This is a genomic window from Sphingobium sp. YR768 (assembly GCF_900111125.1).
Classification (GTDB): domain Bacteria; phylum Pseudomonadota; class Alphaproteobacteria; order Sphingomonadales; family Sphingomonadaceae; genus Sphingobium.
In genome coordinates, this window is sequence record NZ_FOGE01000034.1 from 19,755 (window position 1) to 44,539 (window position 24,785).

At 64.6% G+C, this 24,785-nt stretch carries 21 protein-coding genes; 13 read left to right on the forward strand and 8 right to left on the reverse strand.

All coding sequences use genetic code 11. The features are described from left to right. Window positions 1-48 precede the first annotated feature (48 nt). Window positions 49-573 carry a GNAT family N-acetyltransferase gene (locus tag BMX92_RS22995; RefSeq protein WP_093020907.1) on the forward strand — a complete coding sequence of 175 codons (525 nt, stop codon included), beginning with the start codon at window positions 49-51 and terminating at the stop codon, window positions 571-573. A 137-nt stretch (window positions 574-710) separates the two neighbouring features. Here the strand turns inward: BMX92_RS22995 and argB are convergent, their stop codons facing one another. The 6 genes from argB to BMX92_RS23025 all read right to left on the reverse strand — a co-directional run bounded on the left by argB (window position 711) and on the right by BMX92_RS23025 (window position 8,310). Further along, entirely contained in the window at window positions 711-1,628 is a 918-nt protein-coding gene (gene argB / locus BMX92_RS23000) for an acetylglutamate kinase (protein WP_093020909.1), read from the reverse strand. A gap of 186 nt (window positions 1,629-1,814) precedes the next feature. After that, window positions 1,815-2,486 carry a queuosine precursor transporter gene (locus tag BMX92_RS23005; protein ID WP_093020911.1) on the reverse strand — a complete coding sequence of 224 codons (672 nt, stop codon included), beginning with the start codon at window positions 2,484-2,486 and terminating at the stop codon, window positions 1,815-1,817. A 254-nt stretch (window positions 2,487-2,740) separates the two neighbouring features. Then, complete coding sequence (locus BMX92_RS23010; protein ID WP_093020913.1) at window positions 2,741-4,258, reverse strand: Ppx/GppA family phosphatase; 1,518 nt, start codon at window positions 4,256-4,258, stop codon at window positions 2,741-2,743. Window positions 4,259-4,264: 6 nt separating this feature from the next. Further along, a complete protein-coding gene (locus tag BMX92_RS23015) occupies window positions 4,265-6,403 on the reverse strand; it encodes an RNA degradosome polyphosphate kinase (protein ID WP_093020915.1) in 2,139 nt (712 codons plus the stop codon). 3 nt (window positions 6,404-6,406) lie between these two features. Beyond that, window positions 6,407-7,045 (reverse strand): chromosomal replication initiator DnaA, encoded by a 639-nt coding sequence (locus BMX92_RS23020; protein ID WP_093020917.1) that lies wholly within the window; start codon window positions 7,043-7,045, stop codon window positions 6,407-6,409. Beyond that, window positions 7,042-8,310: a hypothetical protein gene (locus BMX92_RS23025; protein ID WP_093020919.1), complete on the reverse strand. Its 1,269-nt coding sequence runs from the start codon at window positions 8,308-8,310 to the stop codon at window positions 7,042-7,044. The genes BMX92_RS23020 and BMX92_RS23025 overlap by 4 nt, the downstream gene beginning before the upstream one ends. 261 nt (window positions 8,311-8,571) lie before the next feature. Here BMX92_RS23025 and purM point away from each other — a divergent pair, with 261 nt between their 5' ends. The 6 genes from purM to nadB all read left to right on the forward strand — a co-directional run bounded on the left by purM (window position 8,572) and on the right by nadB (window position 14,578). Then, a complete protein-coding gene (gene purM / locus BMX92_RS23030; protein ID WP_093020921.1) occupies window positions 8,572-9,666 on the forward strand; it encodes a phosphoribosylformylglycinamidine cyclo-ligase in 1,095 nt (364 codons plus the stop codon). Between the two features lie 102 nt (window positions 9,667-9,768). After that, window positions 9,769-10,719 (forward strand): phosphoribosylglycinamide formyltransferase, encoded by a 951-nt coding sequence (gene purN, locus BMX92_RS23035; protein ID WP_093020923.1) that lies wholly within the window; start codon window positions 9,769-9,771, stop codon window positions 10,717-10,719. A 106-nt stretch (window positions 10,720-10,825) separates the two neighbouring features. Beyond that, on the forward strand, window positions 10,826-11,338 hold the full coding sequence (locus BMX92_RS27060; protein ID WP_143066855.1) for a hypothetical protein: 513 nt from the start codon (window positions 10,826-10,828) through the stop codon (window positions 11,336-11,338). Between the two features lie 183 nt (window positions 11,339-11,521). Continuing rightward, window positions 11,522-12,451, forward strand: a complete 930-nt coding sequence (locus tag BMX92_RS23040; RefSeq protein ID WP_093020925.1) for an ABC transporter ATP-binding protein — start codon at window positions 11,522-11,524, stop codon at window positions 12,449-12,451. Then, entirely contained in the window at window positions 12,448-12,951 is a 504-nt protein-coding gene (locus BMX92_RS23045) for an endonuclease domain-containing protein (RefSeq protein ID WP_256213568.1), read from the forward strand. The genes BMX92_RS23040 and BMX92_RS23045 overlap by 4 nt, the downstream gene beginning before the upstream one ends. 22 nt (window positions 12,952-12,973) lie before the next feature. Further along, a complete protein-coding gene (gene nadB / locus BMX92_RS23050) occupies window positions 12,974-14,578 on the forward strand; it encodes an L-aspartate oxidase (RefSeq protein WP_093020927.1) in 1,605 nt (534 codons plus the stop codon). Between the two features lie 120 nt (window positions 14,579-14,698). Here nadB and BMX92_RS23055 read toward each other — a convergent pair whose 3' ends face one another. Next, window positions 14,699-15,529, reverse strand: a complete 831-nt coding sequence (locus BMX92_RS23055; RefSeq protein ID WP_093020940.1) for an alpha/beta fold hydrolase — start codon at window positions 15,527-15,529, stop codon at window positions 14,699-14,701. A 185-nt stretch (window positions 15,530-15,714) separates the two neighbouring features. On the opposite strand from BMX92_RS23055, the gene BMX92_RS23060 reads away from it, so the two are divergent. After that, window positions 15,715-16,863 carry a serine hydrolase gene (locus tag BMX92_RS23060; RefSeq protein WP_093020929.1) on the forward strand — a complete coding sequence of 383 codons (1,149 nt, stop codon included), beginning with the start codon at window positions 15,715-15,717 and terminating at the stop codon, window positions 16,861-16,863. A 152-nt stretch (window positions 16,864-17,015) separates the two neighbouring features. Here the strand turns inward: BMX92_RS23060 and BMX92_RS23065 are convergent, their stop codons facing one another. Continuing rightward, the gene (locus BMX92_RS23065) at window positions 17,016-17,828 is read right to left on the reverse strand and encodes a transporter (RefSeq protein ID WP_177185216.1); all 813 of its coding nucleotides are present in this window, start codon (window positions 17,826-17,828) and stop codon (window positions 17,016-17,018) included. 107 nt (window positions 17,829-17,935) lie between these two features. Between BMX92_RS23065 and BMX92_RS23070 the strand changes: the two genes are divergently transcribed. From BMX92_RS23070 to polA, 5 genes are all read left to right on the forward strand, one after another. Next, window positions 17,936-19,024 carry an FUSC family protein gene (locus BMX92_RS23070; RefSeq protein WP_093020930.1) on the forward strand — a complete coding sequence of 363 codons (1,089 nt, stop codon included), beginning with the start codon at window positions 17,936-17,938 and terminating at the stop codon, window positions 19,022-19,024. Window positions 19,025-19,213: 189 nt separating this feature from the next. Then, a complete protein-coding gene (locus tag BMX92_RS23075) occupies window positions 19,214-20,467 on the forward strand; it encodes a glycosyltransferase family 4 protein (protein ID WP_093020932.1) in 1,254 nt (417 codons plus the stop codon). A gap of 6 nt (window positions 20,468-20,473) precedes the next feature. After that, the gene (locus tag BMX92_RS23080) at window positions 20,474-21,007 is read left to right on the forward strand and encodes a sigma-70 family RNA polymerase sigma factor (RefSeq protein ID WP_256213569.1); all 534 of its coding nucleotides are present in this window, start codon (window positions 20,474-20,476) and stop codon (window positions 21,005-21,007) included. Further along, window positions 20,997-21,722, forward strand: coding sequence for an anti-sigma factor family protein (locus BMX92_RS23085; protein ID WP_093020934.1), 726 nt, complete (start codon window positions 20,997-20,999; stop codon window positions 21,720-21,722). The genes BMX92_RS23080 and BMX92_RS23085 overlap by 11 nt, the downstream gene beginning before the upstream one ends. A 40-nt stretch (window positions 21,723-21,762) precedes the next feature. Then, window positions 21,763-24,546: a DNA polymerase I gene (gene polA / locus BMX92_RS23090; protein WP_093020936.1), complete on the forward strand. Its 2,784-nt coding sequence runs from the start codon at window positions 21,763-21,765 to the stop codon at window positions 24,544-24,546. The last annotated feature ends 239 nt before the right edge of the window (window positions 24,547-24,785 follow it).

Consider the following 24,785-nt stretch of genomic DNA (forward strand, 5'->3'; position numbering starts at 1 on the left):
GGCCGCGCAAATTCTGCCAAAGCCCTGAGAAGGCGGCTATAGGGCCGCATGGACTTTCGAGATGCAACACCCGCCGACGCCCCGCTGATCGCCGCCATCCATGTGGCAAGCTGGCGCATCGCCTATGCCCATATCATGGACCCCGCCTGGCTGGCCGACGCGATAGAGGCGGAACGACTGGCGACATGGACGCAGCGGCTGGAGTCGCCGGCGCCGGGCCAGCGCGTCATTCTTGCGGAGCGGGATGGCGAGCCGGTCGGCTTTACCTGCGTCATAGGCGGGTCCGATCCGATATGGGGCACGCTGGTAGACAATCTGCATGCGCTGCCCGGTGCAAAGGGCGGCGGCATCGGCACGGCACTGCTGGATCAGGCGGCCCGGTGGGCGCTGGCGGGCTGGCCGGATGCGGGCCTGTTCCTGTGGTGCTACACCGACAATGTCGCGGCGCGTGGCTTTTATGCAGCGCGCGGCGGCGTGGAGGTCGAGGACTGGGACAAGCCCGGTCCTGACGGGCAAACGCTGCCGGAAAAGCGGATCGCGTGGCGTGATCCGGGCGTGCTGGTCCGCTCATAACCTCCCCTCCCTTTCAAGGGAGGGGCCGGGGGTGGGTGCGATTGCACAGCAATCGCTCTGCCCTCTCAATGACGCAGGCTCGCTCCGCTCGCATCCACCCCTAACCCCTCCCTAAAAGGGAGGGGAATGGATAGGACCTACTTCCGCACCAACGTACCCGCACCCCGGTCAGTGAAGATTTCCAGCAGCATCGCGTGCGGCACCCGGCCGTCGAGGATGACGGCGGCGTCCACCCCGCCCTCGACCGCGCGGACGCAGGTTTCCAGCTTCGGGATCATGCCGCCGCTGATCGTGCCGTCCGCCTGCAACAATTCGATCGCCGCCGGATCGAGATCGGTCAGCAGATTCTTGTCCTTGTCCAGCACGCCGGCCACGTCGGTCAGCAGGAAGAAGCGCGACGCCTTCAGTTCCGCGGCGATCGCCCCGGCCATGGTGTCGGCATTGACATTATAGGTGTGGCCATCGGTGCCGATGCCCACCGGCGCGACGACCGGAATGATGCCGTCCTGCGCCAGCGTGTCGAGAATGCGGCGATCGACCGACACCGGATCGCCCACGAAGCCCAGATCGACATTGCGTTCTATCCCGGAATTGGGGTCCGCCTCGCGCTTGCCCAGCACCTTTTCGCACAGGACCAGGCCACCATCCTTGCCGGAGATACCGACCGCCCGGCCACCCGCGCCAGCGATCCAGCCGACGATTTCCTTGTTGATGGAACCGGCCAGCACCATTTCGGCGATCTTGGCGGTTTCCGCGTCGGTGACGCGCAGGCCGCCGACGAACTGGGATTCGACGCCCAGCTTCTTGAGCATCGCGCCGATCTGCGGCCCGCCGCCATGGACGACGACGACATTGATGCCCACCGCCTTCATCAGGACGACGTCTTCGGCGAAGTCGCGCGCCGCTTCGGGATCGCCCATGGCGTGGCCGCCATATTTCACGACGAAGGTCTTGCCGGCATATCGCTGCATATAGGGCAGCGCCTCGACAAGGGTTTCGGCCTTCGCGAGGAGCGCGGGATCAGGGGCGTGCTTGCTGTTCATGCGCGCGCGCATAAGACCAAAGGGCCGTGGGGGCAAGTTTGGAAGAAAATTGTTCGCGCAGAGGCGCAGAGAGCGCGGAGGATATGGACGAGCGGCAAAGCCGCTCTTTTCAACATGCGCCTGATGTAAACAGCAGGCTGTAAAGAGGCCTTCGGCGCGCTCTTCTCTGCGCACTCTGCGCCTCTGCGCGAACCAATATTACCGATCCAGTCGCCGCCCCAGGCCAACCAGCAGATAGATGACCGGCGGCACGAGAATGGCCGACAGCAGCACCTTGGCCATCATCTGGCCCATCAGCAGTTCGCCGATCGGGAAAACGCCATAGAAGGCGATGGTCACGAACAGCAATGTGTCGACAATCTGGGAAAGGATGCTGGCCAGCGCCGCGCGCATCCACAACAGGCGGCTGCCCTCCCGCCCCTTTAGCGCGGCGAACAAGGTGACGTTCAGCGTCTGCGAAATGCCATAGGCGATGATCCCGCCTAGCCAGATGCGCGGCGTGCCGCCCATCATCATCGCGAAGGCCTTGGCCCGCTCCGGGTCCATATCCCCGGCCGGGGGGGCTGCCAGCACCACGATCGACAGCAGGATCGATGCGATCAGCGGCAGGAAGCCGATCTGCACCAGCCGGTTGGCGACGGCGCGGCCATGCAATTCGGCGACCGCGCTGGAAATGGTGACGAGCAACAGGAAGGCGAAGATGCCCGCCTCCACCGCCAGCGGCCCCAGCCCCACCATCGGCCCGATCGCGGAGAGGGGGCCGAGCGCCACCTGCTTGTTCCCCAGCACGCCCGCGATGCAGACCATGCCGCCATAGAAGATGGAAAAGAAGAAGAGCGAACGGCTGATGGGCGCGGGCGTGGAAGTCATCGGCCGCCTTTACCGGCATTTACGCGGCGGGGGAAGATGCGGACTGGCGTCGCGGCGCCAACCTCCTCCACCGTCATGCTGAACTTGTTTCAGCATCCATCGTGCAGCATCCTCCGCCTTTGCGGAGGTGCGATCATGGCGACTATTCTGCCTACCGCACCTCCGCCAGTTCCAGCGCGAATGGAGAAATGGATGCTGAACCGAGTTCAGCATGACGAATTCGTAGATATAGCCGTTCGCAGGACGTTCCCGCCCTATCCCCCCAGCAACTGATATTTCACGCCCATCGCCTGCGCCAGATTGCGCAACCGGCGCTCCACCGCTTCGCCATAGAGGTCGGCATCCTCACCGCGCAGATTGAGGACGATACGTTCCTCCTCCCGCTCCAGATGCGACACCGCCAGCGGCCCTTCCACCCCGCCCGACAGGCGCTGGGCCAGACGGATGGCCAGACCCCAGAGCGCGGCGCGGCGCAACGCGTCAGGGGAAGCGATGCGATCAAGGTCGAGCGGCGCGGCCAGGCCGCCGCCGAAATGCGTATGCAGCGCCTGCGCCAGCATGGCCCGTTCGGCCGCCGTGATGCCGACCCAATTGCTGTGCAGCGCGATCTCCACGCCGCGTTCGGCGCGGAAGTCCGGATTCGCCCGCCAGCTGACATCGGCGAGCAGACAGGCAGCGCGGCGGATGCGGCGCGCGGCGGCGTCATCATCGGGAAAGAGCGGCGCGATCCAGCGGTCGATCCGGTCGCCATGGCCCCGGAAGCGCGCCTGCGCCTCCCCTTCCGCCTCGGCCGCGACCAGCAGCGGATCATGCGCGCGAATATCGGGCGGCAAGGCTTCGTACAGCAGTCCTTCGCGCAGACCATAGGCCGACACGACCATGCGGCTGGATTTCAACTGCCGCACCACGACCGACAGCAAAGCGGTCGCATCGGGCAGCGTCGGCACACGCGATCCGGTCATCGCCGGGATCTGCTTCAACCGGGTGCGGTCGACATGGGAAACGATGCGGGTGAGCTGCTCCGCGCGCGCAGCGGTCATTTCATATTGATGGACGACCGGCAGCGGAAAGCTGGTCAACTGCATGTCGAAGCGGGCGAGCGCACGCCACGATCCGCCGACCAGATAGAAAGGCAGGTCAGGCTCGGACTTCCAGCCAGCCTTTTCCAGCATCCGGGCGACGGTGCGCTCCAATATGCGCGGCCCTTTCGCGCGGATCTGCGGCAGACGCAGCACGCCCAGCGGCAGCGAGATCGTCTGTTCGACCCGCCCCTTGCGGATGCGCGCCAGCTCCAGACTGCCACCGCCCAGATCGCCGACAATGCCATCCGCATCGGGAATGCCGGACAGCACGCCCATCGACGCACCGATCGCTTCCTGCGCGCCGGTCAGCAGTTCGACGGTCAGGCCCAGCGCCTTGGCGCGGGCGATGAAGTCCGGCCCGTTGGTCGCGTCCCGCACCGCCGCCGTGGCAACGCAGCGAATGTCCGTCACCTTCATCGCGCGACACAGATGCACGAAGCGGCCAACGGCGCGCAGGCCGCGCTCCATGGCTTCCGGCTCGATCGCGCCGGTCTTCGCCAGCGATGCGCCCAGCCCGGCCATCACCTTTTCATTGAAAAGGATGAAGGGGATGCGGCGCGGCCCGTCATAGACGACCAGACGCACGCTGTTGGAACCAATGTCGATGATGGCGGTGCGCGCATGCGCCGGTTCAGGCGACGTCGCCATGGTTTCGGCGACGGCGCGAACACGGCTCAGCATCGAATTCATCGCCGGTCAGACCTTTCCGCGCAGGCGGAGCGTGGGCACCGCCTCATTGTCGAAGGCCGCGCCGCGCCCGGACAGCGACGGGTTGGTCATGAAATAGCGATGCAGGTTGAACGGCTTGTCGCCCGGCTCCAGCCTTGTGTACAGGCCGTCGCTGTCCAGCGACCAGCTTTGCTCGGTGTCGATCAGATTGGCGACCATCACCTGATCCAGGATCTGGTCATGCACCGTTTCATTTTCCACCGGGGCGAGGAATTCGACGCGCCGGTCGAAGTTGCGCGGCATCCAGTCGGCCGAACTGATATAGACTTTCGCGCCATTGTTCGGCAGCGCCTTGCCATTTCCGAACACGGCGATGCGGCTATGTTCCAGAAAGCGGCCGACGACCGACTTCACCCGGATATTTTCCGACATGCCCGGCACGCCGGGCCGCAGGCAGCAAATGCCACGGATGATGAGGTCGATCTGAACGCCTGCATTGCTGGCCGCATAGAGTTTCTCGATGATCGCCGGATCGACCAGACTATTCATCTTGGCCCAGATGGTTCCGGGACGTCCCGCACGGACATGGTCGATTTCCGCGTCGATGCACGCGCACAACGTATCGCGCAGGTTGCGCGGACTGATCACCAGCCGGTCCAGCTTCTGCGGTTCGACATAGCCGGTGATATAGTTGAACAGCGCCGCGGCGTCCCGCCCATAGGCCGGATCGGCGGTGAAGAAGCTGAGGTCGGTATAGATGCGGGCGGTGATCGGATGATAATTGCCGGTGCCGAAATGGCAGTAAGTGCGGAACTGCTCGCCCTCGCGCCGCACCACCATCGACACCTTGGCATGGGTCTTCCAGTCGATGAAGCCATAGACGACCTGCACGCCGGCCCGCTCCAGCGCGTCGGCCCAGAGCATGTTCTGCTCCTCGTCGAAGCGCGCCTTCAACTCGACCACCGCCGTGACCGACTTGCCCGCCTCGGCCGCGTCGATGAGGGCGCGGATGATCGCCGACTGCTTGCCCGCGCGATAGAGCGTCTGCTTGATCGCCACCACGTCCGGGTCGGACGCCGCCTGCTTCAGGAAGGAAACGACGACGTCGAACGCCTCATAGGGGTGATGGACGACGATGTCCTTGGCCCGGATCGCGGCGAAACAGTCTTCGCCATATTCGCGGATGCGCTCGGGGAAGCGGGGAACATAGGGTTCGAACTTCAGATCGGGCCGATCGGCGTCGACGATGCCGGACAGATCGCCGATGCCGATGAAGCCCTCCACCTCGACCACGATCGCCTCATGGCCCTGGAGCATGTCCTGCAACATTTCCTCGACCGGCTCGGGGATGCGCTCCTCTATCTCCATGCGGATCACGCGACCGCGGCGGCGACGCTTGATGGCGCTGCGGAAATAGCGGACCAGATCCTCCGCCTCTTCCTCGATTTCGATATCGCTGTCGCGGATGATGCGGAACACGCCGCTGTTGCGCACCCGATAACCGGGGAAGAGATCGGCCGAAAAGCGCCGGATCACCGCCTCCAGCGCCATATAGCGCGCCGGCTCTCCGGGAATGCGCACGAAGCGGGCGAGCGAGGACGGGATCATCACCAGTTCGCGGATCGGCTGCTTGTCGGATAGCCGCTCCAGATCGAAGACGATCGACAGCCCCTGATTGGGGATGAAGGGGAAGGGATGCGCCGGGTCCAGCGCCTGCGGCGTCAGGATCGGGAAAATCTGCGTCAGAAAATGATCGCGCAGCCAGTTGGCGCAGGGATAGTCCATCTCGGCCGCGGGGCCGATCACCTCCATCCCCACCTGCGTCAGTTCGCCGTGCAGCGCGCCCCACACCTTCTGCTGCGCGCGCATCAACGCGGCCGTGGTGTCGGTGATGGCCCCCAGCTGCTGCGCCGGGGTCAGCCCGTCGGCGGAGCGCAGATCGACATCCTGCAACTGCTGCCCCTTCAGCCCCGCCACGCGCACGGAGAAGAACTCGTCCAGGTTCGCGCCCGAAATCGACAGGAATCGCAACCGCTCCAGCAGCGGATGGGCGCGGTTCATCGCCTCTTCCAGCACCCGCTGGTTGAACGCCAGCCAGGACAGTTCGCGGTTGAAATAGCGGTCGCTGGCAGGGGCCAGGATGGTGATGGGATCGGCTTCGGCCACGGATTACTCGCGCTGGTCGGTGGATGGATCGGGCGGGACTATAGGCAAAAAACCTGCGGATTGCAGGGCCTCTTTCGCCATTGCGACCGAAATCTTACGGCCAGATGACAGCGCCGCCCGGTCGAGCAACTGCGTTACCTCCGCGATGGCGCCATAACGATGCTCGACCCGGCGCAGCAGCCAGTCGGGCACATCGGGCGCATAATTGGCCCCGGCCAGGTCGAACGCGCGGCAGATCAGCGCACGGGCCAGCGCCTCGTCCGGCTCCTCGATCGCCACATGCGGCGCGGCGGCCAGACGCGACCGCAGGTCGGGCAGGGCCACGGTCCAGTTGGCGGGCGCCGTCCGGCCGATCATCAGCAGCGGGCGCCTTTCGGTCTGCGCCTCGTTCCAGGCGTGGAACAGGCGATGTTCGTCCTGCCCCTGCGCATCGTCGATGATCTCGCCCCCGCTCATCTGCGCGAAATGCCAGGCCAGCGTCGACCGGCCCGATAGCGGCGGCCCGGTCAGCACGCTGACCGACAGCGGCCAGTCACGCCAGCGCTCCAGATGCGCGACGGCAAGGCGGTTGGCGTCACTGACCAGGAAATCCCCTGCCCCGGCCCCACCATGCCAGTCGAAAGGCAGGCTGATCTGGCTCATTGCGGCGGCGGGGATGCCTGCCGGCGCGTAATGCGCAGCGTGGTGCCGGATGCGGCGACATTATAGCCGCGTGCCTGCAACCCGGCGCGCAGCATCTCCACCGTGCCATCGAAGCTGACCTGCATGACCGACGTGCCGCCCAGCGCCAGGCTGCTGGTCGCAGCCGACCGGACGCCAGGGATGGAGCGCAGCGTCGATTCGCCTGCCCCCACCGATCCGACATCGGGCGTATCGAACTGGATGGTGAAGCTGGTCGTGCCCGCAGTGGGCGTGACTGGCACGTCCAGCGCCTCGATCGGCGTGTCGGCCGCATTCTCGATCGCCAGCGCGTCGGGATCGACCGGCTCCTCGATGATCAGCGACGGGTCGGGGCGCAGGCGGCCGTCATTGAGCGCACGGATATAAAGCTCGTCAATGCGCCGCGCGCCCTCGTCCATCATCTGGGCGATGCCGCTGTCGTTCGACGCGCGCAGCGTCACGCTGCCGATCAGACTGTTGTCCGGGCCATAGCGGGCGGTGAAGGTGCCGGTGACGGGACCGCCCGGATAGGCCCGGTCCAGCCGTGCGATCGGGATCACCACGTCGGCGGCGCCATATTGGTCGAGCAGCACGCGCCACCAAAGGCGCCCGCGCCGCCCGGTCTGGCCCGCGTTCAGCAGGATCGGATCGGCGATCGATCCGGCCACGCGCACATAATCGATCGCGCTGTCCCCGGTGCGGTATCGCGCCCAGGCCTTCTGCCACTCATTGATCCGCTCATAGGATACGGCCGATCCGCCATCCCATAGCACCGGGATCACCAGCAAAGGCGGCGACCGCATCACATTGCCGGACACGCCCAGCAACTGCCCGGTCCGTGCGCGATCGAACAATATGCCCAGCGTCGCGACATAGCGATTGGGGCCATTCTGCTCATATTCGACCTCGATGCCGGAGATCATCGCCTCAAGTTGCGAATCGGACAGAGCCGGGGCGCCGCCTCCGCCATGGGTGCGGGTCCACAGCATCCGCCAGGCCTTCCGCTGCGCCATGCGCCAGCCGGCATAACGCGCGCTGTCGGCATCCTTGGCATAGACGTCGACCTTTACCCCGCGCACCTCGAAATCGCCGCCGCTGGCGATCGGCGGCACGCCCCGCTCCCCCTCCATCTGCGCGAACAGCGCCGCAGCGGCGAGGCCCAGCGCGATGGCGAACAGGATCTGGACGGGCCGCGAGAGCAGGCGCAGGACGGCTGCGGGGCGGAAAAGGGACTGGCTCAGGCTCACGGGCGCCCTTTTGGCGGGATTTGCCCGTGATGCCAAGCGCCAAGGCGAGACTTATCCCCAGCTAAGAGTCCGTGTTGGCAATAGGTGCACCCGGCATCCCCTTTCCCCGTTCGGGCTGAGCCTGTCGAAGCCCCGCCCTTTCTTTTGGATGAGGCCGGATAAGGCAGAACGGCCCTTCGACAGGCTCAGGGCGAACGGAGATATGGGTTATGGCGGTGCAAAACTCGACATAGCGCCGTTTCGACCGTAGAGCGCAGCCTCATGAGCGACAACGAATCCTACAGCTACGCCAAGGCTGGCGTCGACATCGCCGCCGGCAACGCCCTTGTCCGCGCCATTGCGCCCCTGGCCAAGGCCACCCGCCGCCCCGGCGCCGACGCCGAACTGGGCGGTTTTGGCGGCTTTTTTGACCTGAAGGCCGCGGGCTATGACGACCCGCTGCTGGTCGCCGCCAATGACGGCGTCGGCACCAAGCTGAAGCTGGCGATCGACCATGATCGCCATGACGGCGTAGGCATCGACCTGGTCGCCATGTGCGCCAACGACCTGATCGTGCAGGGCGCAGAACCCCTCTTCTTCCTCGACTATTATGCCACCGGCAAGCTGGAGTCGGGCGTGGCCGAGCGCGTCATCGCCGGCATCGCGGAAGGCTGCCGCATGGCCGGCTGCGCGCTGATCGGTGGCGAAACCGCCGAAATGCCGGGCATGTACGGTCCGGGCGACTATGATCTTGCCGGCTTCTGCGTCGGCGCGGTGGAACGCAGCAAGGCGCTGACCGGCAACCGGGTGAAGGCCGGCGACGTCCTCATCGGCCTCGCCTCTTCGGGCGTGCATTCGAACGGCTTCTCGTTGGTTCGCCGCCTCGCCGCCGACAAGGGCTGGAAGCTCGATCGCCCGGCGATCTTCGACAATGAAGTGCTGCTGATCGACGCGCTGATGGCGCCGACCAAGATTTACGTGAAGAGCCTGCTGCCGCTGGTCCGCGCTGGCATGATCAATGCGCTGGCCCACATCACCGGCGGCGGCCTGCTGGAAAACATCCCCCGCGTCCTGCCCGAAGGCGCCCATGCCACGGTCGACGCCGATGCGTGGGAACAACCCCGCCTGATGGCCTTCCTCCAGGCGCAGGGCCATATCGAGCCGGAAGAAATGGCGCGCACCTTCAACTGCGGCGTCGGCATGGTGCTGGCCGTGGACGAGGCGCATGTCGCCGCCGTGACGAAATCGCTGGAGGATGCGGGCGAAACCGTGTTCCGCATCGGCGCGGTGGAAGAAGGCGAAAAGGGATGCACCGTCAAGGGCAGCGCCGAGACCTGGAGCGCCAAGGCGGACTGGTCCGCCACGCATCTGGGGTAAGCAATCAAAATTTTCCGTTCGCCCTGAGCCTGTCGAAGGGCCGTACTTCTCTTTATAGAAAGAGCAGGGCTTCGACAGGCTCAGCCCGAACGGAGTTTTGAAATGGCCAAAGCAAAAGTCGGCGTCCTGATTTCCGGCCGTGGCTCGAACATGGCGGCCCTGCTCTACGCAGCCAAGGCCGCCGATTGCCCCTATGAGATCGTGCTGGTCGCCGCCAACGATCCCGACGCGCCGGGCCTCGCCCTTGCCGCCGCAGAAGGCATCGCGACCTTCGGCCAGAGCCACAAGGGCCTCAAACGCGCCGAGTTCGACCGCATCATCGACGCGCAGCTACGCGACGCCGGCGCCCATTATGTTGCGCTCGCCGGCTATATGCGCCTGCTCTCGCCGGAGTTCGTGTCGGGCTGGGAAGGTCGGATGCTCAACATCCACCCCAGCCTGCTGCCCAAATACAAAGGCCTCGACACCCACCAGCGCGCGATCGACGCAGGGGACAGCCATGCCGGCTGCTCGGTGCATATCGTCACCGCCGAACTGGACGACGGCCCGGTCCTGGGCCAGACCCCGGTGGCGATCCTGCCCGGCGACACCGAAAGCAGCCTCGCTGCCCGCATCCTCATCGCCGAGCATCAGCTTTATTCCCGCACCCTCGCCAGCTTCGTCACCCGCGAACGCCAGCCCGACTGGCTGCTGAACAAGGTCCGCGAAGCCGCGCTCGCCTTGCCGCAGGCGGACGAGATCGTCTCGCACGGCATGCCCTGTTTCGGCGTCATGAAGGGCAAGAAATTCGCCTATTTCACCCGCGATCATCATGGCGACGGCATCATCGCCGTGCTGGTGAAAACCACCGCGCCGGAGGAACAGGCGACGCTGATGGAAGCGGACCCGGAACGCTATTACCGCCCCGCCTATTTCGGCACCGACTGGGTCGGCATCCGCCTCGATCTGGGCGACACCGACTGGGACCATATCGCCAACCGCCTCCGCGCCAGCTGGCGCCAGATCGCGCCGAAGAAGCTGCTGGGCCTGATGGATATCGCCGATCAGTTTTAACTTATTTTGGCACACCATTAAGAAAATAAGCATTCGAAAACTGCCTAATCACCAAAATAATGCGGTGAATTTCACAGATAAAATTAATAAATTTAGGATTAATTTTATGATTGATCGCATATTTTCAGAAATATTGCCCGGAATACCAAAAGCTCAAACACGCATGATTACCGTCCCTTTCTTGATTGGACAATTTGTCATGACGTGGGCTAAGCATGAACGAATGCTAGCTGGCATGCTTTCGCGCATACGCCAAGTAGATTATGTAAATCTGCGAGACAATCTACTAGACAGTCAAATTTCTTCTTATGAAATAGAAATACGCAAGACCATACACGACCTTGGCCCAGATCATGATACAACCCCCTATCTTCATAAAATAATAATCGCACACGTCCCACTCCGCCAACTTCGTAACGACATAGTCCATGGATTCTGGGCCGGAATCGGTCCCGATGAAGAATATGTTTTGAAACGGAAGCCACGAAAGGGAGAAGACACAAGCCGCACGCTGGAACTGCAAGAGCTATCGGAAGGCTACAAGAACTTGGATCAGCTAGGCGTTACCATCATAAATGCTGGACTAGTATTCGAAGGAAAAGATCCTCTTCCTGAATGAAGCATACTTTATTTCATTTTTAAACTGAAATATCCATTAATCTCGATTTTCTGCACCCAATTCTATTCGCAAGCATATCCCGATTACAAAGTAAGCCGACGACATCCTGAACTTTGTCAGTCATATCGCCACGAGGACATCCCCCCTTTCTTTCCCCCGCTACGATCCCCATAGAGATCAGCCATGACCGACGCACCGCAAGCCGCAATCGAGATCCGCAACCTCACCAAAGTCTATAAGGGCGGCAAGCGCGCGCTCGACGGGATCAATCTCACTATCCCACGCGGCCAGATTTACGGGCTGCTCGGCCCCAATGGCGCCGGCAAGTCGACCACGATCAACATTCTGGCCGGCATGGTGAACAAGACGGCCGGCGATGTCAGCATCTGGGGCTTCGATATCGACGCGCACCCGCGCAATGCGAAGAACAGCATCGGCATCGTGCCGCAGGAAATCGTCTTCGACCCCTTCTTCACCCCGTTCGAGACGCTGGAGAATACCGCCGGCTTCTATGGCGTGCCCAAGGACAGGCGCCGGTCGATGGAGTTGCTGCGCGCGGTCCATCTGGACGACAAGGCGAACGCCTATGCCCGCACGCTATCGGGCGGCATGAAGCGCCGCCTGCTGGTGGCCAAGGCGATGGTGCACAGCCCGCCGATCCTGGTGCTGGACGAGCCGACCGCCGGCGTCGACGTGCAACTGCGCCAGCAATTGTGGCAATATGTGCGTGAATTGAATGCCCTGGGCGTGACGATCGTGCTGACCACCCATTATCTGGAGGAAGCCGAGCAATTGTGCGACCGTATCGGCATCATCAACCATGGGCAGGTCATCACCGACAAGCCGACCCGCGAATTGCTCGCGATGGCGCAGGAAAAGGTGGTGCAGGTCACGGTCGACCGCGACGTGACGGTAGCCCCCGACGCGCCCTGTTTCGAAAAGGTCGAACTGTCGGGCGAACGCACGCTGACCATCACCTATATGAAGGACCGCGCCAATGCCGGCCAGGTGCTCAGCGCCGTGCAGGCGAGCGGCCTTGCCATCGTCGACGTGGTCACGCGCGACCCCGATCTGGAGGATGTATTCCTCAACCTGACCGCGGCGGCTGAGTGAGAGATGAAGCGCCACCTGTTCCCCCTCCCGTTGACGGGAGGGGCGATCGGGGTCGGGCAATCCCCCAAATTGCCCTAAACAGCGCGGGGCGCTGTTTACCCCGATCGGGGGGTGGGCCAGCGCAACCTTTCAAACAACGCGCGACCGCTCGCGCAAAAGAATTACGCAGCAGCGTCACCACGCCTGAGCAATTGCTATGCCAGTGCCTGAAGGGGCGAAAGCTGGGACAGAAGTTCAGCCGTCAAATGCCAGTCGGTCCTTATTTCGCCGACTTCCTGTGCCGGGAGCGGAAGTTCATCATCGAACTTGACGGCACAAGCCACTATCAGAACGTCAGCCATGACAGTCGACGCGATGCATGCTGCCGTTCGCTTGGCTTCCAAATCTTGCGTATTTCCAATGACGATGTGATGACAAACCTTGAAGGCGTGGTGTCGCACATCAAAACCACCCTTGCGCAAGCCCACCCCCAACCCCTCCCGCCTGCGGGAGGGGAGTAAGTAAGAAGCAGCAAGAACGCAGATGCCCACCACCACCCACGACATCGTCATCATTGGTTCCGGCGCGGCGGGGCTGACGGCCGCCATCAACCTCGCGCAGGATCGCAAGGTGCTGGTGCTGGCCAAGGGCGCGCTGGATGGCGGGTCGACCAACTGGGCGCAGGGCGGCATTGCCGCCGTACTCGACGCGGGTGACAGTTTCGAGGCACATGTCCATGACACGATGGTCGCGGGCGCGGGCCTCAACAATCTGGAAACGGTGGAATTCGTCGTCTCCGAAGCCCCCGCCGCGATCGACCGGCTCGCCGATCTGGGCGTGCCCTTCAACGGCGGCGAAGAATTCGGCGAACGCTGGCACCTGACCCGCGAGGGCGGCCATAGCCACCGCCGCATCGTCCATGTCGATGACGCCACCGGCCATGCGGTACAGGTCGCGCTGCTGAAGGCCGCCCGCGCCAATCCTAACATCACCCTGATGGAGGATATGGTCGCGATCGACCTGATCACCTCCCGCCATGGGGAGCGCTATTCGGGCGACGGCCATGTCTGGGGCGTCTATGCCTTCAACCGGGCGACCGGCCATGTCGACGCGATTCTGGGCCGCGCGACGATCCTGTGCACCGGCGGGGCGGGCCGCACCTATCTCTTCTCCACCGCGCCGCGCGGCGCGACCGGCGACGGCATCGCCATGGCCTGGCGCGCGGGCTGCCGCGTGTCGAACATGGAGATGAACCAGTTCCACCCGACCTGCCTCTATGATCTGGAGGTCAAGAATTTCCTGATCACCGAAGCGGTGCGCGGCGAAGGCGGCCATCTGAAACTGCCCCCCGGCGTGGCCGGCGGCGGCGAGCGCTTCATGCCCCGCTTCGACGCCCGTGGCGAACTCGCCCCGCGCGACGTGGTGGCCCGCGCCATCGACCATGAAATCAAGCGCCTGGGGCTGGACTATGTCCATCTGGACATCAGCCATAAAGACCCGGAATTCGTGAAGCACCACTTCCCGACCATCTATGCGCGCCTGCTGGACCTCGACATCGACATCACCAGGGAGCCTATCCCGGTCGTCCCCGCGCAACATTATACCTGCGGCGGCGTGGTGATCGATCTGGACGGCCGCACCGACCTGCCCGGCCTCTATGCCGCCGGCGAAGTCAGCGAAAGCGGCCTGCACGGCGCGAACCGTCTGGCGTCCAACTCGCTGCTCGAATGTTTCGTCTTCGGCGAGGCGGCGGCCAAGCATATCCGGGCGCATTGGGACGAGTTGCCCCCGCCGCCGCCGATCCGGCCATGGGACGAAAGCCGCGTCACCAATGGCGACGAAGAGGTCATCGTCCAGCATAATTGGAAGGAAATCCGCCGTTTCATGTGGGACTATGTCGGCATCGTCCGCACCACCAAACGGCTGGAGCGCGCCCAGCACCGCATCGACCTGCTGGCGAAGGAAGTGGACGAATATTACGGCAATTTCCGCGTCACGCCCGACCTGATCGAATTGCGCAACCTGCTGGAAGTCGCCCGCCTCGTCGTCCGCTCCGCCCTCCACCGCAAGGAAAGCCGGGGCCTCCATTACACGCTCGACTATCCCGAAACGCTGGACCGGGCGGTGGACACGGTGCTGGCGCCATAAAAAACGGCGCGGTCGTCCGGGGTAGTGGACGCCGCGCCATGAGGTGGAGGAGGGACGCGCTGCAAGCGCATCCGGGATCTCTTCCCTATCCGCCCTCTCCCGCGCCCGCTTTGACCGGCGTCAAATGGTCAGAAAATCCCTGAGCGTCGCGGTGAAGCGGGCGGGCTGGTCCGCCATCACCAGATGGCCGCTGGGGCCGATCGCCTTCAACCGCGCATCCTTCTTGCCGGCATAGTCGGTGCGGAAGCGGCTGGTGATCGCGGCGGCCTGCTGCATGTCCGATCCGACCGCATAGACCACCTCCAGCGGCACGGCGAGGCGCGGCAATTGCGGGCCAAGATCGGTGTTCGCCAGATCGCGCAGCGCATTGGCGATGACGTCGGGATCGCTGCCCTGCGCGCCAGGCATTTGCCCGACCATCTGCGCCAGATAGCGCCGCCCCGCCGCCGTCCCGGTCAGATAGCCGCTCAACTGATCGGCCAGAAAGCCCATGCCGCTCGCCGTGCCGCAGACCATCGCCGCACCGGCCGGCAGCATGTCGACCACCATGACCCGGCCCGCCAGCCCCTTCAGCCCCAGCAGCAGCGCCAGCGTGCCGCCCATGGAATGGCCGACGATCGCCGGACGCTTCAGCCCGGCGCCCTGCACATAGCGGGCAATTTCATCGGCGATCGGTTGCAACAGCGTGCCGCTGGCGTTGGCCTCCGGCGCAAGGCCTGCAAAACCACGCACATGGACCAGATGATAGCGATAGCCCGGCAAGGCTCCGACCACCCCGTTCCAGATGCCCGGTCCGCTCGCCAGACCGGGGACCAGCAGAACATCACGCCCTTGGCCCCGCACCGTCACGGCGATCCTGCGCGATGCAAAGGGCGCGGCCGATGCCACGCCACCACCCGCCATCATCCCTGCCGCCGCTGCACCCAGCAGCCATGCCCGTCTGTCCATCATCCCGATCATGCCGCCGCTATTGCCCGTCCGCCGCTGAACCGCAACTGAGCGCACGTCCTGCCCGATCCGGTAGGTTGCGGCATTCATCCTCCTTATATCGCATTTGTGGAATCATTCGTCGCACGGACCTTGCCGGATATGGGGCAGGCCGCGCCTTATGGCCTGTAAAGAGTGCGGGGACGCGGATGACATCGAATAAAAGCCGGGGCGGATCGGCGCGCCTGGTCCTGTTGATGGCGGCATTGTCCGCCTGCGTGGGTGCGCCCGAACCGCGCCGGGCGGAGGCCGCTGCCGCATCACCGCAAAAGCCATTGCCCGGCCGCCCGCAGCCCACGACCAACACCTGGCCGATCCGCCCGGTCGTCAACCCGCCCTTGCCCTATCAGGCCGTCGACCAGCATGAGGCGCCGCCGCCCGCGCTGGTCAATGTCGTGCGCAATCTGGGGCAGAGCTTCCGGGGCAAGGTGGGCATCGCCGTCCGCCGCATCGGCTCCGACTGGACCGTCGCCTGGAATGGCAACGCCCTGTTCCCGCAGCAGAGCGTGTCCAAGCTCTGGGTGTCGATGACCTTCCTCGACGCGGTCGACCGGGGCAAGCTGCGGCTGGCCGACACGACCACCATCACCCGCAACGACCTGACCCTGTTCCATCAGCCGACCGCCGCGCTGGTCGCGCAAAATGGCGGCTGGACCAGCAGCTATTCCGACCTGATGCGCCGGGCGATGACGCAGAGCGACAATACCGCCAACGACACGCTGCTGCGCGCGGTCGGCGGGCCGGATGCGGTGCGCGGCTTCCTGGCCCGGCGGATGATCAAGGATATCCGCTTTGGCCCCGGCGAACGGCTGTTGCAGTCGGCGACGGCGGGCATGGACTGGCGACAGGATTATTCGATCGGCCGCAATTTCTACGCCGCCCGCGCCAAGCTGCCGATGGCAGTGCGAGTGAAGGCGCTCGACAATTATCTGGCCAATCCGCCAGACGGCGCGGCCCCCGCCTCGATCGTGCAGGCGCTGGCGAAGCTGAAGCAGAATGAAATGCTGTCCAGCGCCTCGTCCCGCCTGTTGCTGTCGATCATGTCGGAAGCCAAGACCGGGCCGCAGCGGATCAAGGGCGGCGTGCCGCCGGGCTGGTCCTATCTGCACAAGACCGGCACCGGGCAGGATCTGCCGCCGCGCTCCACCGGTTTCAACGATATCGGCATCATGACCGCGCCCGATGGCACCAGCTATGCGGTCGCGGTGATGATCGGATCGACCACCGTGTCGATCCCCGAACGCTGGGCGCTGATGCAGGGCGTGGCCAAGGCGGTCGCGGCCAACCACGAACGGTGATGAAGCGGGCTGGTTTAGCGACGTGCACTGGCGCAACATGCTTTAACTTACTCCGTTCGTGCTGAGCTTGTCGAAGCACGCGCGATAGGAACGAACCTTACGCGCCCTTCGACAGGCTCAGGGCGAACGGGTTATGGTTATAACCTCATGCTCTAAAAACGCCGCGCCAGTCCCAGATAGACTTCACTGTCCGGACTGGCGCTGTTCAGGCCGGTCGCAACGCCGATGTCGAACTGCATGGCGTCGGTCGGCTGCCAGGCCAGCGCCAGCCCGCCCAGTGCCTGCGTTTCATGGTCGCCAGGATCATCATCCCGCATCAACGAGGTTTCGATCGTCGCCGACAGGGTATCGCCCAGCGCCACGTCCAGCCCGATGACGCTGCCAAAGGCCAGATGGCGGCCGTCGCCATCCTCGTCCACCGCCGCATCGACCTCCGGCGTCACGCCCAGCGACAGGCCATGGCCCAGATCGAAACTGACCGGCAGCAGCAGGCCCGCGCCCCAGTCCCCCGCGCCGATCGCTTTTCCCCCGACGGGCAGGCTGGCATAGGGCATCAGCGCGACCGAAAAGCCCGATCCGTCCGGATTATGCAGGTTCCGCCGCAGCGCCAGCGTCATGTCGCCCACGCCATCATCCCGGTCGACCGCGCCGCTCAACCGGTCGCGCGTGCGGACATGGCCATAGGCGCTCCAGCCCCATTGCGCCTCCAGATCGTCGGTCAGCCCGACCCGCAGCAGCATATCGCCCGCCTCGATCGTGTCGGTGCGACTCTGCGCATCGCGCTCGTGCGTCCAGTCGCCCAGCCCGACTTCGAAGACCATATGCCCCGGCTCCACCGTACAGGCTGGCGTGCCGAGGCCCGGCCGATCCGCACAGAGATCGCGCCCCGTCGATTCCTTTGCCGCAGCAAGGGCAGACATGGATAGCAACCCTGCCAGAACCGCCACGATACGCGCCGCCTTCATATCCGCCCCTCCCACAAACAGCCCGGAAACGGATCGGAAATAATCGGCGCGGCCACTTGTTCCGTCGCAGGCTGGCAATCGCCTTCGCCGTGCGGCATGGGATAGGCATGGCATCAGGCACAAAGCTGCTGGATCGGGTGACCCCGCGCACGATTGACGAGGCGGAATGCGCCGCGTCGGTGCTGCTGGCGATCCTGTTCGCGCATCTGCTGGGCGCGCATCATGTCTCCTGGGCCGCCTTTGCCGGCTATATGGTGATGCGCGGCCATGTGACCGAAACGCTGATGCGCGGGGCGCTGCGCATCGTCGGCACGGTGGCGGGCGGCGGGCTGGCGCTGGCGGCGGCGCCGGTCATATTGCCCGGCTGGCCGCTGGCCGCGCTGGCGATGATGCTGGTGGGCACGGTCAGCCTCTATGCAGCGATCGCCTCGCGCCGTTCCTATGCCTGGCTCTTCTTCGGCCTGACCTTCGCCATGGTGATGCTCGACAAGCTGGAGCATCCCGACATCGCGCTGCGCGATTTCGTCCAGACCCGCATATTGGAAACGGTGGCGGGCATTGCCGCCTGTCTGGTCGTCAGCCTGTTGTCCACGCTCAGCCTGCGGCGGCGCTGGCCCGCCCCGCCCAATCCGCCGCCACCCAGCGCGCGGTGGCATCGCGACGCCTTCCGCCACGCCTGTCAGGCTGGGGTCGCGCTGGCGCTGCTGGTGGCTTTGGGCGCAGCTTTCCGCCTGCCCGCGCTGGCGCAGGGGGCGATCATGGTCATGGCGGTGATGGTCCTGCCGATCACCGGCATCGGCCATAGCGGGCTGGTCCCCGTCAGCCGCCGCATCCTTCAGCGGATCATCGGCTGCGGCGTCGGTGCGCTCTTTGCCGCCGCCTTCCTCTTCGCCGCGAACGGATCGCCCACGCTGCTGCTGATCGGCACGCTGATCGGCGTGACGCTGGGCCGGCATCTGGAAAATGGCGACCCGGCCCATCGCTATATCGGCACGCAATTCACGCTGGCCGTGCTGGTGACTTTGGTGCCCGATCGCTATGATGCCGTCGGGCTGGAACCGGCGCTCGAACGGCTGATGGCCATCTTCGTGGGGATCGGCGTGTTGCTGCCCGTGCTGCTGATCGGCCATGCGCTGGGCGTGCGGCGGCCGATGGAGCCGGTCGTCCCGCCGCAGGACGAAGCCGGCGGCGTATAACTATCCTATCCCCTCTCCAACCGTCATAATCGCGCCAGACCTTGAACATCGCCCCTTTCCGATAGGATCAAGGCAGCGCAACAAAATGTCAGAATCCGCGGGAAACATGCGAAGTTAAGCGGCGCACATCCTATTTCCATAGCTGGCTTTCGCAGGGAATAAACCACCCCCGACAGGCGTAAGCCGGTCATGAATGCCCATAGCCCGTTCCCGACCGACCAGAATATCGTCCCCCTGCGCCCCGACCGGTCCGGTCGCCGACCGATCCGCGTCGCCCTGTTTTCCGGCAATTATGATTGCGTGCAGGATGGCGCCAATCGCGCGCTCAACCGGCTGGTCGGACATTTGCTGCACCGGGCCGGGATGGCGGTGCGCATCTATTCGCCGACCGCGCCTTGGCCCGCTTTCCAGTCGATCGGCGATGTCCGGTCGGTGCCCTCACTCGCCATTCCGGGCCGCCCGGAATATCGGGTCGCAATCGGCCTGACGCGCGGGGTAAGGCGCGATCTGGAAGCCTTTGCGCCGGACATCATCCATTTGTCCTGCCCCGACCGATTGGGACGGCAGGCGCAACATTATGGCCGGTCACGCGGCATTCCCGTCGTCGCCAGCCTGCATACCCGGTTCGAAACCTATCTGGACTATTATCGCCTGTCCTTCCTGCGCGGAACGATGGAGCGCTACCTCAATCGCTTTTATGGCGACGCGGACCTGATCCTGGCGCCGACCCCGCCGATCCGCGACGAGATGGCGGCCCGCCATGGCGCAGACAGGGTCGCGATCTGGAGCCGGGGCATCGATCCCCATGGCTTTTCGCCCAGCTTGCGCGATCCCGCCTTCCGCGCCGCCCATGGCTATGAGGATAGCGATATCGTGCCGCTCTTCTTCGGGCGGCTGGTGCTGGAAAAGGGCCTTGGCATCTTTGCCGATGCGATCGCCGCGATCCGGGCGCAGGGCCATCATGTCCGCCCGCTGATCGTGGGCGAAGGGCCGGCGCGCGGCTGGCTGGCCCAGCGACTCCCTAACGCCACCTTTCTGGGGCATCAGAGCGGCACCGATCTGGGCCGGGCGGTGGCGAGCGCCGACCTGCTGATCAACCCCAGCGTCACCGAAGCGTTCGGCAACGTCAATCTGGAGGCGATGGCATCCGGCCTTGCGGTGCTGTCGGCCGATGTGCCGAGCGCCAGCGCCCTGATCGACCACGACCGCACCGGCCTGTTGCTGCCGCCCGCCGATGCCATGGCCTATGCCGACGCGGCCATCGCCATGATGCGCCATCCGGACCGGCTCGCTACGATGCGGCAGGCGGCGGCACAGGCGGCATCGGCCTATCGGTGGGAGGATGTGCTGGACGCCGTGGTGCAGGCCTATGCCGGCCTTCTGCCGCGTCAGCCATCGCCCCGACTGCTTGCCGCTTGCCCGCCCCGCACCGGCACGGGATAAGCGACGATGATGGACGACCGGCACGACATGGAAGCGGACCTGCGGGCGATGCGCCGCTATGCACGCGTCCTGGCCCGTGACGATGTGGATGCCGACGATGTCGTGCAGGACGCCCTGCTCCGCGCGATCGAGCGCAAGGCGACCTATCAGCCCGAACGCAGCCGCACCCGGTGGCTGCTGGCGATCGTCCATAATGTCTTCGTGTCGGGCAAGCGGCGACAGGCGGCCGAAGCCCGGCGCAACGACCGTTTTGCCGAGAGTCTGACGTCCAGCATCGATCCGCAGCAGGAGGAGCATGTCCGACTGGCGGAGATTGCGCGGGGCTTTGCTGCCCTGCCCGACGCCCAGCGCGCCGTGCTGCACCTCACCGCGATCGAGGGGATGAGTTATCAACAGGCGGCCGACGTGCTGAGCGTGCCGATCGGCACGGTGATGTCGCGCCTGTCGCGGGCACGCGCCGCGCTGCGCGAAGAGAGTGGGCCATCTTCGAAGACGTTAGCGCCGCGCCTGCGGATTGTGGGAGGACAAGATGACCAATGACGTGAACGCGCTGGAGATCGACGCCTATGTCGATGATCAGCTGGACCTGCCCCGCCGCTTCGTGGTGGAAACCCATCTGTCCCGCCATCCCGATCAGGCGGCGCAGGTCATGGCCGACCTGTCGACCCGCAGCGCGCTGCGCCTGATGACCCCGCAGCCGGACAGCCCGCCCCAAGCGATGCTCGACAGCGCCGCCCGGTTGAAGGCGATGCCTGCCGGGCCCCGATGGCGCCGGTCCCTGCCTCTGGTCGCCCCGCTCGCGGCCGCCGCCGGTCTGGCAATGGTCTTCCTGCGCCCCTCCGGCCCACCCGACTATGTCGACTATGCAGTCAATTCGCACCGCATCGCCATGATGCGCGCCGCCATGGTGTCGCAGGTGGAAACGCCCAAATATGACGCCCGCGAAATCGCCTTCAATACCAAGATCGCCATGCCGCATCTGCCCGACAACTGGCGCGTGACCGACGTGCAGCTTTTCCCCACCGAACGCGGCCCGGCGCTGGTGATCGCGGTGAAAACGGAAGGAGGACAGAATTTCTCGCTCTTTGCGCTCCGTGATCGCAGCCGCGCGCCCGAGCGGCCCGACGCGGTGCAGGAAGGGGCGGAATCGGTCGCCTATTGGCGGCGCGGCGACATGTCCTATGCCCTGACCGGCAGCGGCGAGCCGCGTCTGATGGACGCCACGGCGGAGGCATTGACGCGCGACTGGTCCTGAAGGCTGGAGGGGGCGCTCTTTACCCGCTATCCCCTCCCCCATGACCCAGAATCATCTCTATCTCGTCGACGGCAGCGGCTATATCTTCCGCGCCTATCATCAGCTTCCCCCGCTCACCAACCAGCATGGCCAGCCGGTCGGCGCGGTCTATGGCTATACGACGATGCTGTGGAAGCTGGCGGAGGAACTGGGTAAAGCGGAAGGCCCCACCCATCTGGCCGTGGTGCTGGACAAGGGATCGCACACCTTCCGCAACGACATGTACGACCAGTATAAGGCGAACCGTCCGCCCGCGCCGGAGGATCTGGTCCCGCAATTCCCGATGATCCGCGACGCGACCCGCGCCTTCTCCCTGCCGTGCATCGAGGAAGCGGGGTTCGAGGCCGACGACATCATCGCGAGTTACACGCAGGCCGCCGTGCGCGCGGGATGGCATGTCACCATCGTCAGCTCCGACAAGGATCTGATGCAGCTGATCCAGCCCGGCGTCGACATGTACGACACGATGAAGAATGAGCGGCGCGGCGCGGACTATGTGGTCGGCAAGTTCGGCGTGCAGCCCGAGCAGTTGGGCGACGTCCTCGCGCTGATGGGCGACAGCGTGGATAACGTCCCCGGCATCCCCGGCATCGGTCCCAAGACGGCGGCCAAGCTGATCACCGAATATGGATCGCTGGAGGCCGCGCTGGAGGCTGCTCCTTCGATGAAGAAGTCGAAGATGCAGGAAAACCTGATCGCCCATGCCGACATGGCCCGGCTGTCGCGGCGGCTGGTGGCGCTGCATGACAGCATGGACCTGCCCGAACCGCTGGACGATCTGACGCTCAAGGGCATTCCCAAGGAGCCTTTGCAGGAATTTTTGTCGCACCACGGCTTCAAGACATTGCTCAACCGCCTCGGCGGGCCAGCCGCTGCCGCCCCGGTAGCAGCGACCGCGACGGCCAGCGCACCTGCGGCCCCCACCGCACCGGCGCCTGCGGAAGAACCGGCGATCGATCGCAGCCTCTATGAAACCGTCGTGACGGAGGAGGCGCTCGACCGCTGGATCGCCGCCGCCTATGCCGAGGGGCTGGTGGCGGTCGATACCGAGACGGACATGCTCGACGCCATATCCTGCCAGCTGGTCGGCGTCAGCCTGGCCACCGGCCCCAACAAGGCCTGCTACATCCCGGTCGGCCATGGCGGCACCGACATGTTCGCCGAACGCCCCGAGCAGCTCGACAAGGCGCTGGTCATCGCCAAGCTGAAGCCGTTGCTGGAGGATGACTCCATCCTCAAGATCGGCCAGAATCTGAAATATGACCTGACCGTGCTCCGCCGTCACGGTATCGAGATCGCACCCTATGATGACACGATCGTCATGAGCTTCGACCTGGATGCAGGGCAATCGCTGGCTGGTCATGGCATGGACGAGGCGGCGAAGACCCACCTCAATCATACATGTATAAGCTTCAAGGAGGTGGTCGGCACCGGCAAGAGCCAGATCAGCTTCGCCGAAGTCCCCCTGCCCCGCGCCACTGAATATGCGGCCGAGGATGCCGATGTGACGCTGCGCCTGTGGAAGCGGTTCAAGACGCGCGTCGCCAACGAGGGCGTAAACCGCGTCTATGAACTGGTCGACCGGCCGCTGGTCGGCGTGATCGCAGGCATGGAGCATCAGGGGATCAAGGTCGATCGCGAGCATCTGTCCCGCCTGTCGGCCGAATTCACCGCCGGCATCGCCGCGCTGGAAACCGAGATTCACGAGATTGCAGGGCAACCCTTCGCCATAGGCTCCACCCAGCAACTGGGCGCGATCCTGTTCGACAAGATGGGGTATAAGGGTGGGAAGAAGGGCAAGTCGGGCGCCTACTCCACCGACGTCACCATCCTGGAGCAGTTGGCCGCCCAAGGCGCGCCGATCGCCGGCAAAGTGCTGGAATGGCGGCAGCTATCGAAGCTGAAGTCCACTTACACCGACGCGCTTCAGGCGCAGATCAACAAGGATACAGGCCGCGTCCACACCAGCTATTCGCTGACCGGCGCGCAGACCGGTCGCCTGTCCTCGACCGATCCGAACCTCCAGAATATCCCGATCCGCACCGAAGTCGGCCGGCAGATCCGCCATGCCTTCATCGCGGAACCGGGCAATGTCATCCTGGCGGCGGACTATAGCCAGATCGAACTGCGGCTGGCGGCCCACATGGCCGACGTGCCTGCACTGAAGGAAGCCTTCGCCAATGGCGAGGACATTCACGCCGCCACCGCGACGCAGCTCTTCGGCGAGGTCAATCGCGACACGCGCGGCCGGGCGAAGACGATCAACTTCGCCATCCTCTACGGCATTTCGCGCTGGGGGCTGGCCGGTCGGCTGGAGATCAGCGCGGACGAGGCGCAGGACATGATCAGCCGCTATTATGAGCGCTTCCCCGGCATCAGCATCTATATCAACGAAACGATCGAGAAGGCCCGCGAGCGTGGCTATACCGAAACGCTGTTCGGCCGGAAAACCTGGTTCCCGCGCATAAAAGCATCGGTCCAGCACGAACGGCAGGGCGCCGAACGCGCCGCGATCAACGCGCCGATTCAGGGGACCAGCGCCGACATCATCAAACGGGCGATGGCGCGCATGGGACCGGCGCTGGAGGCGGCGGCCCTGCCCAACGTCAGGATGCTGCTGCAAGTGCATGACGAACTGGTGTTCGAACTGCCCGAAGGCGACGTGGAAGCGGCCAGCGCGGTCATCCGGCAGGTGATGGAGAGCGCGGCCGAGCCGATCGTGAAGCTGAGCGTCCCGCTCGGCGTGGAGATTGGCACGGGGCCGAGTTGGGGCGCGGCGCATTGAAGTCGCCATTTGAAGAGCTTCAGATCGACGCTGCGCTTATTTGCGAATTTATAGCTGCGTTCATGCGCTTCGAATATGCAATGAAAGCAACTATCTATTGTAAAAAGGGCAGCTAAGATAACGCAGAGCCGAACTGGAAAGATTTAGAGTCGGATGACATCAGATTGATCCGTATCCGGAATTGATGAGATATTTGCGGCATTCTGCGGGACTGAAAGCATCGAGCAGCGATCCGATGC